The sequence below is a fragment of the Rhizobium aethiopicum genome (assembly GCF_900094625.1).
In the GTDB taxonomy this organism is placed as follows: Bacteria; Pseudomonadota; Alphaproteobacteria; order Rhizobiales; family Rhizobiaceae; genus Rhizobium; species Rhizobium aethiopicum.
On the sequence record NZ_FMAJ01000008.1, the window covers coordinates 16,262 to 29,874 of the forward strand.

At 58.7% G+C, this 13,613-nt stretch carries 14 protein-coding genes, 1 tRNA gene and 7 pseudogenes; 12 read left to right on the forward strand and 10 right to left on the reverse strand.

All coding sequences use genetic code 11. The annotated features are described in order from the left end of the window. The first annotated feature begins 77 nt into the window (after positions 1 to 77). Entirely contained in the window at positions 78 to 242 is a 165-nt protein-coding gene (locus GA0061105_RS32870; RefSeq protein ID WP_167358563.1) for a hypothetical protein, read from the forward strand. Between the two features lie 3 nt (positions 243 to 245). Here GA0061105_RS32870 and GA0061105_RS17820 read toward each other — a convergent pair. From GA0061105_RS17820 to GA0061105_RS33410, 3 pseudogenes are all read right to left on the reverse strand, one after another. Next, a pseudogene (locus GA0061105_RS17820) lies at positions 246 to 455 on the reverse strand (integrase core domain-containing protein); the annotation flags it as partial. 50 nt (positions 456 to 505) lie between these two features. Beyond that, a pseudogene (locus tag GA0061105_RS17825) lies at positions 506 to 1,605 on the reverse strand (IS3 family transposase). 82 nt (positions 1,606 to 1,687) lie between these two features. Further along, positions 1,688 to 2,256 (reverse strand): annotated as a pseudogene (locus GA0061105_RS33410) (IS3 family transposase); the annotation flags it as partial. A 342-nt stretch (positions 2,257 to 2,598) separates the two neighbouring features. On the opposite strand from GA0061105_RS33410, the gene GA0061105_RS17835 reads away from it, so the two are divergent. The 4 genes and pseudogenes from GA0061105_RS17835 to GA0061105_RS32165 all read left to right on the forward strand — a co-directional run. Next, positions 2,599 to 2,886, forward strand: a complete 288-nt coding sequence (locus GA0061105_RS17835) for a hypothetical protein (protein ID WP_092751885.1) — start codon at positions 2,599 to 2,601, stop codon at positions 2,884 to 2,886. Positions 2,887 to 3,018: 132 nt separating this feature from the next. After that, positions 3,019 to 3,219: a GDP-mannose 4,6-dehydratase gene (locus tag GA0061105_RS34070; RefSeq protein ID WP_425348771.1), complete on the forward strand. Its 201-nt coding sequence runs from the start codon at positions 3,019 to 3,021 to the stop codon at positions 3,217 to 3,219. Between the two features lie 31 nt (positions 3,220 to 3,250). Continuing rightward, positions 3,251 to 3,370, forward strand: a pseudogene (locus tag GA0061105_RS34075) (hypothetical protein); the annotation flags it as partial. 31 nt (positions 3,371 to 3,401) lie between these two features. Next, positions 3,402 to 3,551: pseudogene (locus tag GA0061105_RS32165) on the forward strand (GDP-L-fucose synthase); the annotation flags it as partial. A gap of 57 nt (positions 3,552 to 3,608) precedes the next feature. On the opposite strand, the gene GA0061105_RS17845 reads toward GA0061105_RS32165, so the two are convergent. Genes GA0061105_RS17845 through GA0061105_RS17855 form a run of 3 tightly spaced genes read right to left on the reverse strand, consistent with a single transcriptional unit; the run spans position 3,609 to position 5,546 of the window. Further along, on the reverse strand, positions 3,609 to 4,616 hold the full coding sequence (locus GA0061105_RS17845; RefSeq protein ID WP_092751887.1) for a DUF3618 domain-containing protein: 1,008 nt from the start codon (positions 4,614 to 4,616) through the stop codon (positions 3,609 to 3,611). Next, entirely contained in the window at positions 4,616 to 5,032 is a 417-nt protein-coding gene (locus GA0061105_RS17850; protein ID WP_092751889.1) for a phage holin family protein, read from the reverse strand. Before GA0061105_RS17850 ends, GA0061105_RS17845 begins: the two co-directional genes overlap by 1 nt. Next, the gene (locus tag GA0061105_RS17855) at positions 5,025 to 5,546 is read right to left on the reverse strand and encodes a nutrient deprivation-induced protein (RefSeq protein ID WP_092751891.1); all 522 of its coding nucleotides are present in this window, start codon (positions 5,544 to 5,546) and stop codon (positions 5,025 to 5,027) included. The genes GA0061105_RS17850 and GA0061105_RS17855 overlap by 8 nt, the downstream gene beginning before the upstream one ends. Before the next feature lie 245 nt (positions 5,547 to 5,791). On the opposite strand from GA0061105_RS17855, the gene GA0061105_RS17860 reads away from it, so the two are divergent. The 4 genes from GA0061105_RS17860 to GA0061105_RS17875 all read left to right on the forward strand — a co-directional run bounded on the left by GA0061105_RS17860 (position 5,792) and on the right by GA0061105_RS17875 (position 8,318). After that, positions 5,792 to 6,814, forward strand: coding sequence for a methyltransferase (locus GA0061105_RS17860; protein ID WP_092751893.1), 1,023 nt, complete (start codon positions 5,792 to 5,794; stop codon positions 6,812 to 6,814). Between the two features lie 176 nt (positions 6,815 to 6,990). After that, complete coding sequence (locus GA0061105_RS17865; RefSeq protein WP_092751895.1) at positions 6,991 to 7,305, forward strand: ArsR/SmtB family transcription factor; 315 nt, start codon at positions 6,991 to 6,993, stop codon at positions 7,303 to 7,305. After that, the gene (locus GA0061105_RS17870; protein WP_092751897.1) at positions 7,302 to 7,661 is read left to right on the forward strand and encodes an SRPBCC family protein; all 360 of its coding nucleotides are present in this window, start codon (positions 7,302 to 7,304) and stop codon (positions 7,659 to 7,661) included. The genes GA0061105_RS17865 and GA0061105_RS17870 overlap by 4 nt, the downstream gene beginning before the upstream one ends. A 45-nt stretch (positions 7,662 to 7,706) precedes the next feature. Then, entirely contained in the window at positions 7,707 to 8,318 is a 612-nt protein-coding gene (locus tag GA0061105_RS17875; protein ID WP_092751899.1) for an ATP-dependent Clp protease proteolytic subunit, read from the forward strand. A gap of 185 nt (positions 8,319 to 8,503) precedes the next feature. Here GA0061105_RS17875 and GA0061105_RS17880 read toward each other — a convergent pair whose 3' ends face one another. Beyond that, positions 8,504 to 9,067 (reverse strand): SMI1/KNR4 family protein, encoded by a 564-nt coding sequence (locus tag GA0061105_RS17880; protein ID WP_092751901.1) that lies wholly within the window; start codon positions 9,065 to 9,067, stop codon positions 8,504 to 8,506. Positions 9,068 to 9,284: 217 nt separating this feature from the next. Here GA0061105_RS17880 and GA0061105_RS17885 point away from each other — a divergent pair, with 217 nt between their 5' ends. Continuing rightward, entirely contained in the window at positions 9,285 to 9,785 is a 501-nt protein-coding gene (locus GA0061105_RS17885) for a GFA family protein (RefSeq protein ID WP_092751903.1), read from the forward strand. Between the two features lie 327 nt (positions 9,786 to 10,112). After that, positions 10,113 to 10,404 (forward strand): annotated as a pseudogene (locus GA0061105_RS17890) (CopG family transcriptional regulator). Between the two features lie 204 nt (positions 10,405 to 10,608). Here the strand turns inward: GA0061105_RS17890 and GA0061105_RS32450 are convergent. The 3 genes and pseudogenes from GA0061105_RS32450 to GA0061105_RS17900 form a co-directional block, all read right to left on the reverse strand. After that, complete coding sequence (locus GA0061105_RS32450; RefSeq protein WP_141130213.1) at positions 10,609 to 10,821, reverse strand: hypothetical protein; 213 nt, start codon at positions 10,819 to 10,821, stop codon at positions 10,609 to 10,611. A gap of 431 nt (positions 10,822 to 11,252) precedes the next feature. Then, positions 11,253 to 11,708: pseudogene (locus GA0061105_RS17895) on the reverse strand (ATP dependent DNA ligase); the annotation flags it as partial. A gap of 21 nt (positions 11,709 to 11,729) precedes the next feature. Beyond that, positions 11,730 to 11,803: transfer RNA gene (locus tag GA0061105_RS17900), tRNA-Gln, on the reverse strand. A gap of 245 nt (positions 11,804 to 12,048) precedes the next feature. Between GA0061105_RS17900 and GA0061105_RS17905 the strand changes: the two genes are divergently transcribed. After that, on the forward strand, positions 12,049 to 13,605 hold the full coding sequence (locus tag GA0061105_RS17905; protein ID WP_092751909.1) for a Ppx/GppA phosphatase family protein: 1,557 nt from the start codon (positions 12,049 to 12,051) through the stop codon (positions 13,603 to 13,605). Positions 13,606 to 13,613 lie beyond the last annotated feature (8 nt).

Genomic DNA, 13,613 nt, shown 5'->3' on the forward strand with positions numbered 1-13,613 from the left:
AATCGATATTACTGGCCGTCAAAGCTTGTTCCTTTGCGATGTGGACAGCTGCGGATTGTACTAAAGGGGTCGAGCCAATGGCCTACCTCACCGACGTCATCAACAAGATGAGCAACGTCATCGCAACAACCAGATCGATGATCGCTACCCTGGGCCTATGCCGAGAAGCCATAAGCCAAGGCATGGCGATGAAGTGCACCCCGATTTTGGGCCAGCGGGAGCTGGAATTTTTCCGGGGTTAAGGCTCAGCTCGGCGGGGGTGCCGATGAGCCGTTCATGAGCGAAATCGGTACCTTGTTGCCGATCGCGCTATGTGGCCGGAACTCGTTATAGTCTCTACGCCAATCCTCCATCTTCGAACGCGTGTCGTCAAGGCTCATGAACCAATGGGCGTTCAGGCACTCGGCGCGGAACTTGCCGTTGAAACTCTCAATGTAGCTGTTGTCGGTCTGAAGTGCTACCCGATTTTGGGCCAGCGGGAGCTGGAATTTTCCGGGGTTAAGGCTCAGCTCGGCGGGGGTGCCGATGAGCCGTTCATGAGCGAAATCGGCACCTTGTTGCCGATCGCGCTGTGTGGCCGGAACTCGTTATAGTCTCTACGCCAATCCTCCATCTTCAAGCGCGTGTCTTCAAGGCTCATGAACCAATGGGCGTTCAGGCACTCGGCGCGGAACTTGCCGTTGAAACTCTCGATGTAGCTGTTGTCCTTCGGCTTGCCGGGACGGGAGAAGTCGAGCACGACACCCTTGTGGTAGGCCCACAGATCAAGATCTCGGGAGATGAATTCACTGCCATTATCGACACGAATGGACGCCGGATACCCGACTTGCCGGCATACTCGTTCGAGCGTTTGGACCACGTCCTCGCCTTTGTAGTTGAAGCGTGCATCGGCCGCTGGCGAGAAGCGCGAGAAGGTATCGACCACCGTCAGCACCCGGATCTTGCGCCCGGTGGCCAACTGGTCATGAACGAAATCCATCGCCCAGACATGGTTGGAATCGGTCGGTTCCGTGCGGTCAGCCCGCAGCTTTGCCTTGACCCGACGCTTGGGAACCTTGTTGCGGAGTTGCAGGTCCATCTCCTTGTAAAGGCGATAGATTCGCTTCGGGTTGACGGGCCAGCCGTCACGCTTGATCAGGACATGCACACGCCTATAGCCGTAGCGCACCCGTGTCTGCCAGATGTCTTTGATCTTCAGCTTCAGTTCGGCCTGCTCACCGCGCCTGGACTTGTAGACATACAGCGACCGGTCAATCTTCAGCACCGAACATGCGCGCCGGATAGAAACCTTCCAGTCTGCCTTGATCGTGTCGACAAGCTTGCGCTTGCGGGCAGGCTTCAGAGCTTTTTTGCAGCACGTCCTGAAGCATTGCCTTGTCCAGCGACAGGTCGGCAACAATCCGCTTCAGCTTGGCATTTTCCTCTTCGAGCTGGCGAAGACGCTTCATCTCTGAGGGCATCAAGCCGGCATACTTTTTGCGCCAATTGTAAAACGTCGCGTCCGAGATGCCGGCTTTGCGGCACACCTCACCGACCGGTGTTCCGTCCTCTGCCTGCTTCAACACGAAACGCGATCTGCGCTTCCGAAAACTTCGAGGCCTTCATCGAATTCTCCTCTTCTTCCCATCAGGGATCATAAGTGGAAAATTCCAGGTCTGAATGGCCTAATTTAACGGGGGCACGTCAAATCCATCGCCCACACATGATTGGAATGGGTCGGTTCCATGCGGTCAGCTAGCAGCTTCGCCTTGACCCGTCGCTTGGGAACCTTGTTGCGCAGCTGCAGGCCCATCTCCTTGTAAAGGCGATAGATTCGATTCGGATTGATGGGCCATCCGTCACGCCTGAGCAGGACATGAACGCGACGATAACCGTAGCGCACGCGTGTCTGGCAGATGTCCTTAATCTTCAGCTTCAATTCGGCCCGCTCACCGCGCCTGGACTTGTAGACACGACCGGTCGATCTTCAACACCGAACACGCACGCCGGATCGAAACTTTCCAGTCCGCCTTTATCGTATCGATAAGTTTGCGCTTGCGGGCAGGCTTCAGAGCTTTTTTGACGGCACATTCTGCAGCATGGCCTTGTCCAGCGACAGGTCGGCGACGATCCGCTTCAGCTTGGCGTTCTCCTCCAGCTGCCGCAGCCGCTTCATTTCCGAGGGCATCCAGTCGGCGCATTTTTGCGCCAATTGTAAAGCGTCGCGTCCGAAATTCCTGCCTTGCGGCATAGTTCACCGATCGGCGTGCCGTCCAGCGATGCTTCAGAACAAGGGCGATCTGCGCTTCGAAAACTTCCAGGCCGTCATCGAATTCTCCTATACTTCTCACCAGGGATCCGAAACGAAAAATTATGATTTCAAATAGCCTAACCAATTGCGGGCACGTAAAACGGCAACAAAAGCTTCAAGAATGTCACTCCTATATGAGCGCGGCCCTCACGGGAGGGCGTTTTGTGCGACAGGGTATGGATTTCAGGATCAGGCGTTGCAACCTGGCAACATAATTCTCAAGAGTGAGACAGTTCGGGTTTGTAGCTTGTCAGGAACTGCTATTTCAACTAGCAAGCGCATCGTTTCCAGTTTTGTGAGTGATAGTCATGCAGCATCCAGAGGCGGGATATGTCCTTGCCGAAATCGCGAGCACTTTCCTGCCGCCGCTTAAGCGGGTGCAGCGTGTGCTCGGTTACTTCGCGGTGAGCGCGGTCTTCATTCACGCGGCTCCTTACAATGTCGAGCACCCTTGGTTGATCGCTGCTGGCGTGGGGCTACTCGGCGGGGCAAGCCAGAGCGCCAGGATTGGGCAGATCGCGCTCCTGTATTTCGCAATGTTGGCGATCGTACCCGACCGGTTAATCACGAGCATTGCCTCTGCGCTTGGGCTTTAGCGCGCCCGCGGCCATAGCTAGGTAAGTCACCCGCGTCGACACTGGGTCGGACATGACTTTGTTGATATAGACAACGGATCGTGAGCGACATGGAGGTTCGGGCTGGCGTCAGCTTGAGCCTACGCGGCAAGAATGCCAAAGCTCTGCGCTTATCGAATTGTTGTGAAATATCGCGAGGCATACGGCGTGCATGCATCGAACCGCATTCTGTTCAACCATGAAAGTCCGCTTCGAGGCGAGACCTTCGTCACGCGCAAGATCACCATGGCAGTCCCGCAATCCATCTCGGCCTTCAGGACAAACTCTTCCCGGCAACCTCGACGCCAAGCCTGACTGGGGCCACGCGCCAATATGTCGATGGCATGTGGCTCATGCTGCAATAGGACAAGCTAGACGAGTACGTATTGGCGACGGGGAGACGACCAGCGTCCGCCAGTTTGTCGAGTGGGCTTTTGCCGATATTGGCATCGCTTTAGAGTGGAGGGGGCGGGCGTTGACGAAAAAGGGCTATGATTCCTCCTCCGGCGCCACGAAAGTTGATGAGCAATCAGAAGCTGCAGGACATGGGCTGGAAACCGCGCATCTCGCTTGAAGATGGCATCCGAGCCACTTACGCCTGGTTTCTGGAGTTCGAAAACAGATCGGATCCAGCGGCCCGCACCTGAGCCAGAGAACTTTGCAGGATGGAGCGTCGTCGAAGACTGAGACGGATCATCTCCGGCTCAGCCTTTTGGCTCGTTTTCGCGGATTTCCGGTTTCCGCAGCGCCTCGACTTCCTCGGAAAGTCGATCCTTGATATCGTCGTGAGCGTCGGATGCAACCGCGGCGGCACGTTGATATGCGCTTGAAGCAATGGCTGCTCCTTGATCGGCAAGCTCGGCCGCCTGAGCGCCGATCGCTTCCTTGGCGGAATCCGATGCTTCGCCTGCCAATTCATCTTCGGTTTCGGTGCTTGGAAGTGCCGCGCCGATTGCAGCTCCTACTGCAAAGGCCAACGCGCCTCCGACCAGTGGCTGATCGCGAAACTGGCGGAGGATCAGAGTGTTAAGGCTGTTTGTCTGGTCGCGCAGGGTTGCTCCGGCAGATGAGGTGCGGTCGGCCAGCGAGCTTGCTGTTGCCCTCGCGCCATCGGTCATGTTTTGCGCCGCGGTCTTCGCCTGTTGCCATTTTTCGGCGGCCCAGCCGGTTGCGGCATCCAGGATCGCTCCCGTTTCATCGAGTATCTGATCGACTTGCTTGCCGCTGGCATCGACGAAACCGCGATAGGTCTTGCCTGTTTCATCGATAAAATGACCCGCGCGGCCCCCCGTTTCGTCAGTTAGTGCCTTCAGGGTTTTGCCGGTGCTGTCGGCGAAATGGCTATATCGCTGTCCACCGACCGATGCGGGCGGACCGAGACGGCGCACAGGCCCCTGAACCGGATAAAGCGCATATTCGGGCTCGGTGGAAGACGTCGCTGCGGTCTCCGATGAAGGGGTGCCTTTGGCCATTAGCCAGGCCAGACTGACGCCCATCAACGCCACCGGCAACGGATTTTCCTTCAGGGTCCGGCCAAGGTTCCCAACGAATTCGCTGCCCCCGCTGTTCTTCGCGTAGGCGAGAAGCTCGTCGACCATCTGCCCGGGCGACATCCGCTCCTGGATCGCGTCGATACGTTCCCCAAGTCGCTGGCGATCTTGATCGATTTCCCGCTGAAGCTCAGCGGACGTTTTGTCTGTAGACGTTTCCATCAAAGTTTGTCCTTCACGGTTTGCACATCGCGGCGAAGCGAAGTCGTCGTCCGGTCAAGCGCCAAATTGCCGCGACGGAAGGCGGCAATACCTCGCCTGATCATTATCCATGCTATGATGCCGATCACGAGACTGACGGTGACGGAGGCGAGCGCAGTGGCCTCAGGTTGGCCAAATCCTTGCGCCACGAGCAACGCGGCTACACCGCTGACGATGGCGCTCAACAGCACACCGATGGCACCGATCGCCAGGACCATTCCTATCAGAAGGACTTCGACGCCGCTCAGTGCAGCCGACAGCTTCTCCGATGCTTCGGTTTTAGCGAGATCGATCTCTTTGCGCAGAAGAGTTGTGACGTCCCTCAAGAGCCCGCCGATCAATTCGGCCAATGGTGTGTTTTCGGACGGATTAGCCATTTGGGTTGTCCTCATAGTCAGAAATCGTCTTGCGCGCCGACGGCGCAGCTGTCCGAGCTTTATCGGTCCGTTTTGCGGAGGCGATCAAAAACCGACTAGCGGCCAATCCGGCAAACGCCGCGATGCCGAGAAAGGCGATGGGCTGCTTGCGGCCGAAATTCTCGGCTAAGACAGCCATCTCACCGAGGTCCTTGCCCTCAATCCTGTTCGCGACCCTCTCAGCAGTGCGGCCGATTTCACGGGCGTAGCGTCCGACCTGTTGCTGATCGGAACCCTCCAGTTCCGCGCCAACCTTTTCCAGTGCCGCTGCAATGCCGCTCACCTGGCGGGCGGCAAAATGCGCCTGCTCCGAAACGACGTCACTGGCCTTTTCCAAGGCGGCGCTGGATGCCTCCTTCGCCGCCTCCCTAGTTGAGCGGATATCTTCACTGATCTTGTTCTTTAGGTCTGTGGCTGGTGAGGCGGTCGCAGACTGACTGCGTTCTCCTTCCGAAATGGAAAATTCGTCAGACATCGCGGGCTCCGTCGATTTGATGTTTGCAAGCGCCGAACCTCAATCTTCTAGTTTTGTTCCCCAGGAAAAACGTGCCGGAGGCGGGCGCCGCCCGTCTGGCGCCAGCCGCTGAACGACAGTTCGGCCATTAAGCCGGGGAGCCCGATGTGGTTAGCACGCGGAGTATTGTAGAATATGTTGATGTACGCATAATTTCTGCCGCTGGCGCTGCCAGGCAAGATCGGGCGAGGGCTCTGGGGGATCCCATGGAAACAATGGTCGAGAACGCCCATGCTGGCGTTGTGTCACCCGAACTCGTGGTCGATGCGCTGTTTGCATGCCGGAAGACGGCAGCGATCAGGGCGGCCATCGAGCTAGATCTCTTTACTCATATCGGCGAGGGCAAAACGGCAGCATTGTTGGCGTCGGCAACAAGCGCCTCGGAGCGTGGGGTGCGCATCCTGTGCGACTACCTCGTCGTCCATGGTTTCCTGACGAAGGAGAGCGGACAGTACCGAATGACGCCCTCGACCAGAATGTTCCTCGACCGCAATTCGCCGGCCTATATGGGCTCTGCCGTAGAGTTCGTCGCCGCACCCGAAATCCACGATAATTTTCTGCGCGACCCGGCCGCGGTCGTGCGAAACGGCGGTTCGGCCGGGCTTGCGAACATGTCGGCAGACAATCCGGTCTGGCTGAAATTTGCGCGCGGCATGGGCTCGTTTACCGGACTCAGTGCCAAAATACTGGCTGGCGAAATCTCCGGCTGGCCGAGGCTTCCGAAAAAGGTCTTGGACATCGCCGCAGGCCCAGGCGTTTTCGGGATAGAAATTGCCAAGGCCTTCCCAGCGGCGGAGATCGTCGCAATCGACTGGGCCGCCGTACTGGAGCTGTCGAGGCAGAATGCGGTAAAAGCCGGCGTGGCCGACCGCTACCGGACGGTCGCCGGCAGTGCCTTCGATGTGGAGTGGGGCACCGGTTTTGACCTCGTTCTGCTTCCGAATTTTCTGCACCACTTCGATTTGCCGACATGTGCCGAACTGTTACGAAAGATCATCGCCAGCCTAGCCGCGAATGGCCGGACCGTCGCGGTCGATTTCGTGCCGAACGAAGATGGTGTGTCGCCGCCTTTTCCCGCGGCGTTCTCCTGGGAGATGCTCGCCAGCACGCCGGCGGGCCAGGCTTATACGCAAAGTGAGCTGACTGAGATGGCAAGGCTGGCCGGCCTTGCCGGTGTCACGGTCAAGCCGATGCCGCCAACCCCGGCCAGCCTCATTCTGTTTGAATAGTCGATCGGCCGACGTCCGCGTCGCGCGGCCGAACACCCGCATGGTGTTTTGCGGCTAGAATCCTCGAACGCTTTCAAGAAAGACCGAAGCATCGCAACAGTCGGGATTTTTGCGACAACGCAAAGCCGCCTCGAAACAGGCTTGCAAATCGCATAAGTGTGTGCTTATGTGAGCGCATGATCGAGAATGACTTTTTCCGAGCTTTGGCAGACCCGACCCGGCGCGCGATCTTTGACAAGCTGGCGGCAGGGAGAATGAACGCAAGCGCCTTGCGCGAGGGCATGGAGATCAGCCAGCCGGCAATGTCGCAGCACCTCGCGGTTCTGCGCAGCGCAAAGCTCGTGAGGGAAGAACGGCAGGGGCGTTTCGTGAATTACGAGGTCGATCCGGAGGGACTGGCTCTCATCGCTCAATGGCTGGCGAAGTATCGCGCCTATTGGCCCACGCGCATTGAAGCTCTCAAGGTCTTGCTGAAGGACATGGATCAATGAACGAAGAAGAGACCAAGGAGCAGGATAGCGGCGTCGAACTGGAATTTGACCTGGGCGATCCGCCGCAAAAGGTCTGGCGCGCTATCAGCATTCCCGAACTTAGGGAAAGGTGGTTGCCAAGCGAGGCACTGGCCGATCCCGATGCGGTCACTGTCACCCCCGGCCAAGAAGTTCGCTACAAGCTGCGCGACGACAGCCCGCCTTTCCTTGAGAGCACTGTGACGTTCACGATCACCCCGAACGCGACGGGCGGAACCTGCCTTCGGATCGTCCACGAACTGACGGACGCGAGATTCGACCGAATGGCAGGGGCGGCCGCGAACAGCAACAGCCCGCCCCTTATGCTCGCCGCCTGACGCGGCGAGCCTCACCCATGAATTCTGAAAGTCTGGAGGTCGCCGATGCGCGAAGCGATTCAGCTCGTCCCTATGGTCATAGAACAGTCGAGCCGGGGGGAACGATCGTTTGATATTTATTCCCGGCTTCTGCGCGAGCGGATTATCTTCCTCAATGGTGAGGTCAACGACACGGTTTCGGCCCTCGTCTGTGCGCAGCTTTTGTTTCTAGAAGCGGAAAACCCGAAAAAACCTATCAATCTCTATATTAATTCGCCGGGCGGCGTCGTGACCAGCGGCCTCGCCATGTATGACACCATGCGTTTTATCCGCGCGCCGGTTCACACGCTTTGCATGGGGACGGCCCGTTCTATGGGATCGTTTCTTCTGATGGCAGGCGAACCTGGCGAAAGGGCTGCATTGCCCAATACCAGTATCCTCATTCACCAGCCTTCCGGCGGCTTCCAAGGGCAGGCTTCCGACATGCTGATTCACGCCGAGGAAATTCTAAGGACCAAGCAACGTATGACGCGGCTCTACGCGGAGCATTGCGGACGATCCTATGAAGACTTTGAACGCGGGATGGATCGCGACCGCTTCATGACGGCGGAAGAGGCACTGGAATGGGGCCTCATCGACCGTATTCTGAAGGTTCGGGAAGACACGGACAGCCTATAATCCCTGTTGCAAAATCCCCATTAAAGCGACGGTTGTTTTCCTGACTTTTGCAACGCCTCAGAATAGACGGTTTGCGATGCCGGATGTCTGCGGTTGGCGCAGAGCCGCCGATATGTTTGCCCGCTCTCAGCCATTGCGGACAAAGATAAAGTCAGTGTCTCGAGACTGATTGCTCAGCGGCTGCGTTAGTCAAAGTCCTTCGCCCGCTCCTTCCAATAACCGCCGTTAGAGTAGGGTGGGGATGAAAGGTCTTCCTCGCCAGACTCCCACCCGTCGTCCCGCCCTTGCAACACGCGGTCGACTTCTTCGCTGAGGAACGCGCCGAAACTGTCCGCCAGCCGGTCTATGCCCTTCTGGTGCCCGCCCGGGGAAACTTCATAAATTGCAGCTTCGCCGTCTGCGCCGATTTCAGCGCAATCCATGACGAAGAACGGGCCATAGCCCGAGGCAAGAAACGGAACCATTGTCCTGGAGATGCGATCATCGTCGCGTGCCCGCTCCGTCGCGTAGACCACATTGGTTGTGAATTTCGCATCGATACCTTGAGAAAGCCAGCCATATATCTCCGTGGTGTCAAACTCGAGCGCGCCGAAATCGGAAAGCATCTGTTTGTAGGATGGCGGGAGGCTGAGCCGCAATCGCGCTTCTACCCGCCTTATTTGCTCATCGGTGGCACACGTCGTTCCCAGAATTTCCATTTTATTCTCACGCAGGGTGCGGATGGCATTCTCGTAGAGCAAAATCGTCATCTGTCCTCACGCCGTCGATCTCAAACAGAGCCATCTGGATCAGAACATGGGCGTCAGAGAACATTAATCAAGATGTGGTGGCGGATGGCTATGCTGCGGTTGACCTAAACGCTGCGAGAGGATGACTGCTTGTGCGGATCCTTGTCGGAGGCTGGACGATCAAAAGACCAAAACCTAAAAGAGTTAAGCCCAACCCGCCTCTTGAAGGAGGAGAAGAATGAAACGCCTCGATATGGAGGTGAGCGGCGGCTGCCAGTGCGGTGCCGTGCGCTACCACGCAACCGCTATGCTCGACAATCCGCATCTCTGCCATTGCCGCATGTGCCAGAAAGCCTCGGGCAACATCTTTGCCGCGCTCGTCGCCGCGCCCGATGATGCGCTCACCTGGACACGCGGCAAGCCGAGCGTCTGGAAGAGTTCGGAGCTTGTCGGGCGCGGCTTCTGCGCCAATTGCGGCACGCCATTGTTCTTCCACCACCTCGAAAACGGTCGCACCAACCTGATGATCGGTTCGCTTGACAATCCGCACGCCTTCTCGCCGCGTGCCAATACCTGCACTGAGAACATGGTTCCATGGTTTGATACGATCACCGGCATAGAAAACACCGGCGCGACCGAAAGCAACGGCGCCGACTGGGCCGCGGCAATCAAGCAGAGCAACAACCAGCACCCCGATCAAGATACCACCGCATGGGTGGTGAGGGGGCATGATGGATGAGTCCTAGTCTGGCGGTTGCCGGCGCCGCGCTGCCTATTCCAAAAAGCCGTCCGTCAGCAACGGACAACCCGCAGCATCGGGAGCGTTGTCCGATACTCATCCAACAGCGGACGGTCACTCCAATCCCTCCGCCTAAATCTGGGTTAGTTCCTTGCTGTGACGTCCGGCGACGTCGTGGATAGCCTCTGACGAGTCTGGCTTCTATACCAGCTACTGCATGGAGGCAGAGGGCTATTACCGGCTGTCGCGCTGCGAGATATTTCCTACCCTTTCGCTGCCGGCGAGTTGTTACATACCGCGCTGGCGTTCGCACCTCTGAGGGGTACGATGACGAAGATGCCCGACACCGCCACCCTCCTGAAGACGCCGCCGACCGCAGCGCGCATGTCTCCCGGCCCGACCTTCAATAATGCTTCGTCGCGCAGCCCTGCTGTTGCGCAACTCTGGATTGATCGTATTCGACGACGACGTTGAAGAAGCTCTCCGGGATCTGTCAAGCGAGTTCGGCAAGACGCGCAACGATACCGTCAGGTTCATCGTCCGGGAGTGGATGGAGCAGAACACCTATCTGCCTGTGCACGGGCTCGACGAAGATGGCGAGGTGGATGGGAATGCATAATCCTTGTACCCCGGTTCAATTCCGGGCGATGCCTCCTTTTCCGAATCAATGCATTGCCGGCATAAAAACTCCGATCTAGCTGAGAGTTCATAGCGTCATCTTGCAACGGGCTTCCCTAATTTCCAAAAGCGCACGGCGAGCCTCAGGTTATTGAAAAAGGCGGCACTGTGAGTGCCGCCTCAGAGAAATTAACTCGCCTTGTGGTTACCGCTCAGTGCTAGCGGACTTCGTATCGGCTGTGGCACCGCTAAAGCTTCCATTATTGGTGCCGTCGCTGCCACCATGTTTTTCCTGGCCCCAGCCATTATTGCCCTTGGCGGTCTCGCCCGGTGGGCAATAGTCACCCGCATAAGCGGAGCCTCCAACGGCGAATGCCATCGCGATGCTGAGGGCGAGAGCAAGTTTGCTAGATGTCACCACGTGTCTCCCTAGTAAGTTGCAACATCCATCAAGAATGCCCCGCCTCGGACGACGTGTCATCTTGCCTCTTGTGATAGGTCACTCGCCTGAAAGGGGTAAGCCGCGGCAGTCGGCGCGGAATGTGGCACCGGCGATCTGACCGATTTTGTTGAGTGTTTCCCGGACCGGGCGAGCAGATCATAAATGCCACTAAAGTCCTGAACGTCCAATCCAAGGGGAGATCAACACTGACGAAATCGCCTTTGGGGAAAGGAGTATTTCTAAGATTTTGCCATAGGCGAATAAGGCGCAGATGGTAAGCAACAAAGCAACGGCAATGAGAATTTGGGTTTTTGTCATTCTTAATCAGGTAGCCAACTGTTTACCGGCGAAAATCGGACTTAGGTCTGGTAATCCACCCCTCTGCCAATCGACTCCCTAGTTCAGCATCATTCGAAGGCATAAACCGCCGCTTGATCAGCAACAACCCTCAACCCTTTATATGAAGGGTGCCGCAGCTTTCCGTCGTGCGTCCAGGCTCGATATTCGATCTCGGCGACGAGTGTAGGCTTGATCCAGATCAGGTTCGTGCGCCGGCCGGTATACCTCACAGCAGGCGCTGACGCCTTACGCCTGTCCATCGCAGCGCGGAGCATCAAGGCCTCGCCGGCGTTAAAGCCGGTTCCGACCGATCCGACATAGACGAGCTGGCCTTCTTTTCGCGCCGCAAGCAGCAGGGCGCCAATATTTCCGAACGCCGAGCTGGACCTCTGATAGCCGACGATCGCGAAGCCGTCACTCTGGATGCATTTGATTTCCTGCCATTCGCCGCCGCGCCCGCCGCGATACGTGCTGTTCCGGTCTTTGGCGATGATGCCCTCAAGCCGGTGCATGACTGCAAGCCGTTGTTTTGCCTGGGAAAATTTTGGCTGGGGAACCTGGATTCGAACCAAGATCGACGGAGTCAGAGTCCGCTGTTCTACCATTGAACTATTCCCCAGCAAGTGCGAACCGGCGGCGGTTCGGCTGGTGTGCGGCGCTTATAAACAAAAGCCCGCTGATTGCAAATACCTGTTTTGAAAAAAATCGGCCGTTCCGCCGAGGCGTGAAACTCTTCCGCAAAGCCCTCTCCCAAAAAAGAATTTGGTGATTTAGCCAGGCGCTGATATTCTTGCGGCAACGCAAAAATCAAACGAGCGCCTGCTGCATACCCCAGGGACTTGCGCGGCGCGGTGGAAAAACAACGTGGAAGACCCCGAAGGCGGCGCGAAGCCGCAATTTGACGGGGCGTCGGCGGCAGGACGCAGGGACGGCAAGAAGTCCAGGCGTCGCAAGGGCAAGCGTGGCGGGCAAACCCGCAGCGCCGCTCAAGCCGCTTCGCATGAGCTCTCCGGCAGTGCCGGGCAGCCTGCGCGCCCCATGGAAGATGCGGCCGGACATCCGGCCCGAAAGCGAAAGCGCCGCCGCCGTGGCGGTCAGGGCATTTCGCAGGACGGTTCGCTTCAAACCCAGGCGATGGAACAGACCGGCGCGCCAGCCAATGCCGCCCGGCCCGGCGGAGATTCGGCGTCGAGCCGGCGCAACCGGCGGAAGCACCGCGGCAAGCGCGGGCTGCAGGGCCGGCCGCTGACATCGGCAAAACCTTCCCATGTGCCGGCGCAAGAAAGCCGCGCGGAAGAGACGGCGCGCAACGCCGTGCCGCGCGAGATACAGAACGGCGCGGGCGCCGGCCGCAAGGGGCGCCAGGAGAGCCACGGTCACCTGGGGGATCGCCCGGCCGGAGAGCATGCATGGCCGGAAGAGCTCTATGCCGCGCTCGATCTCGGCACCAATAATTGCCGTCTGCTCATTGCCCAGCCGACCCGTCCGGGCCAGTTCCGCGTCGTCGATGCCTTTTCCCGCATCGTGCGCCTCGGCGAGGGCCTTGCCGCCAGCGGCCGTCTGTCCGACGAGGCGATGGAAAGGGCGATCGAGGCGCTGAGGATCTGCGCCGGCAAGCTCAGGAGCCGGGAGATCCGCCGCATGCGGCTGATCGCCACCGAAGCCTGCCGTCAGGCGATCAACGGCGCCGAGTTCCTCGGCCGCGTCGTTGCCGAAACCGGCCTTGAGCTTGAGATCATCGACCGGGAAACCGAGGCGCGGCTTGCCGTCTCGGGCTGCTCCTCGCTCGTCGGCCGCGAGACCCGTTCCGTCGTCCTCTTCGATATTGGCGGCGGGTCCTCGGAGATCGCCGTTATCCGGATCGGCGATAATCGCTTCAGCCGGCTGGCCAATCACATCACCCACTGGACCTCCCTGCCGGTCGGCGTCGTGACGCTTTCGGAGCGTCACGGCGGGCGCGACGTCACGCCGGATGTTTTCGAGGGCATGGTGCGCGAGGTCGAATCGATGCTCGGCCGCTTCCATTGCCCGGAGATCGAGATTGCTGAGACCGGTGATTTCCACCTGATCGGCACATCGGGCACGGTGACGACGCTTGCCGGCGTCCATCTCGACCTGCCGCGTTATGACCGGCGCAGGGTCGATGGCATCTGGCTGTCGGATGACGAAGTCTCCGCCATGCAGGCAAAGCTCCTTTCCTGGGATTTCGAAAGCCGTGCCGCCAACCCCTGCATCGGGCCTGACCGGGCCGATCTGGTGCTTGCCGGCTGCGCCATTCTCGAGGCGATCCGCCGCCGCTGGCCGAGCCCGCGCATGCGCGTTGCCGATCGCGGCTTGAGGGAGGGCCTGCTCACCGACATGATGGCCGACGACGGCGTGTGGCGGCGCCATCGCAACCGCCGCGGCCAGCGCGCGAGATAGGGGAAAGC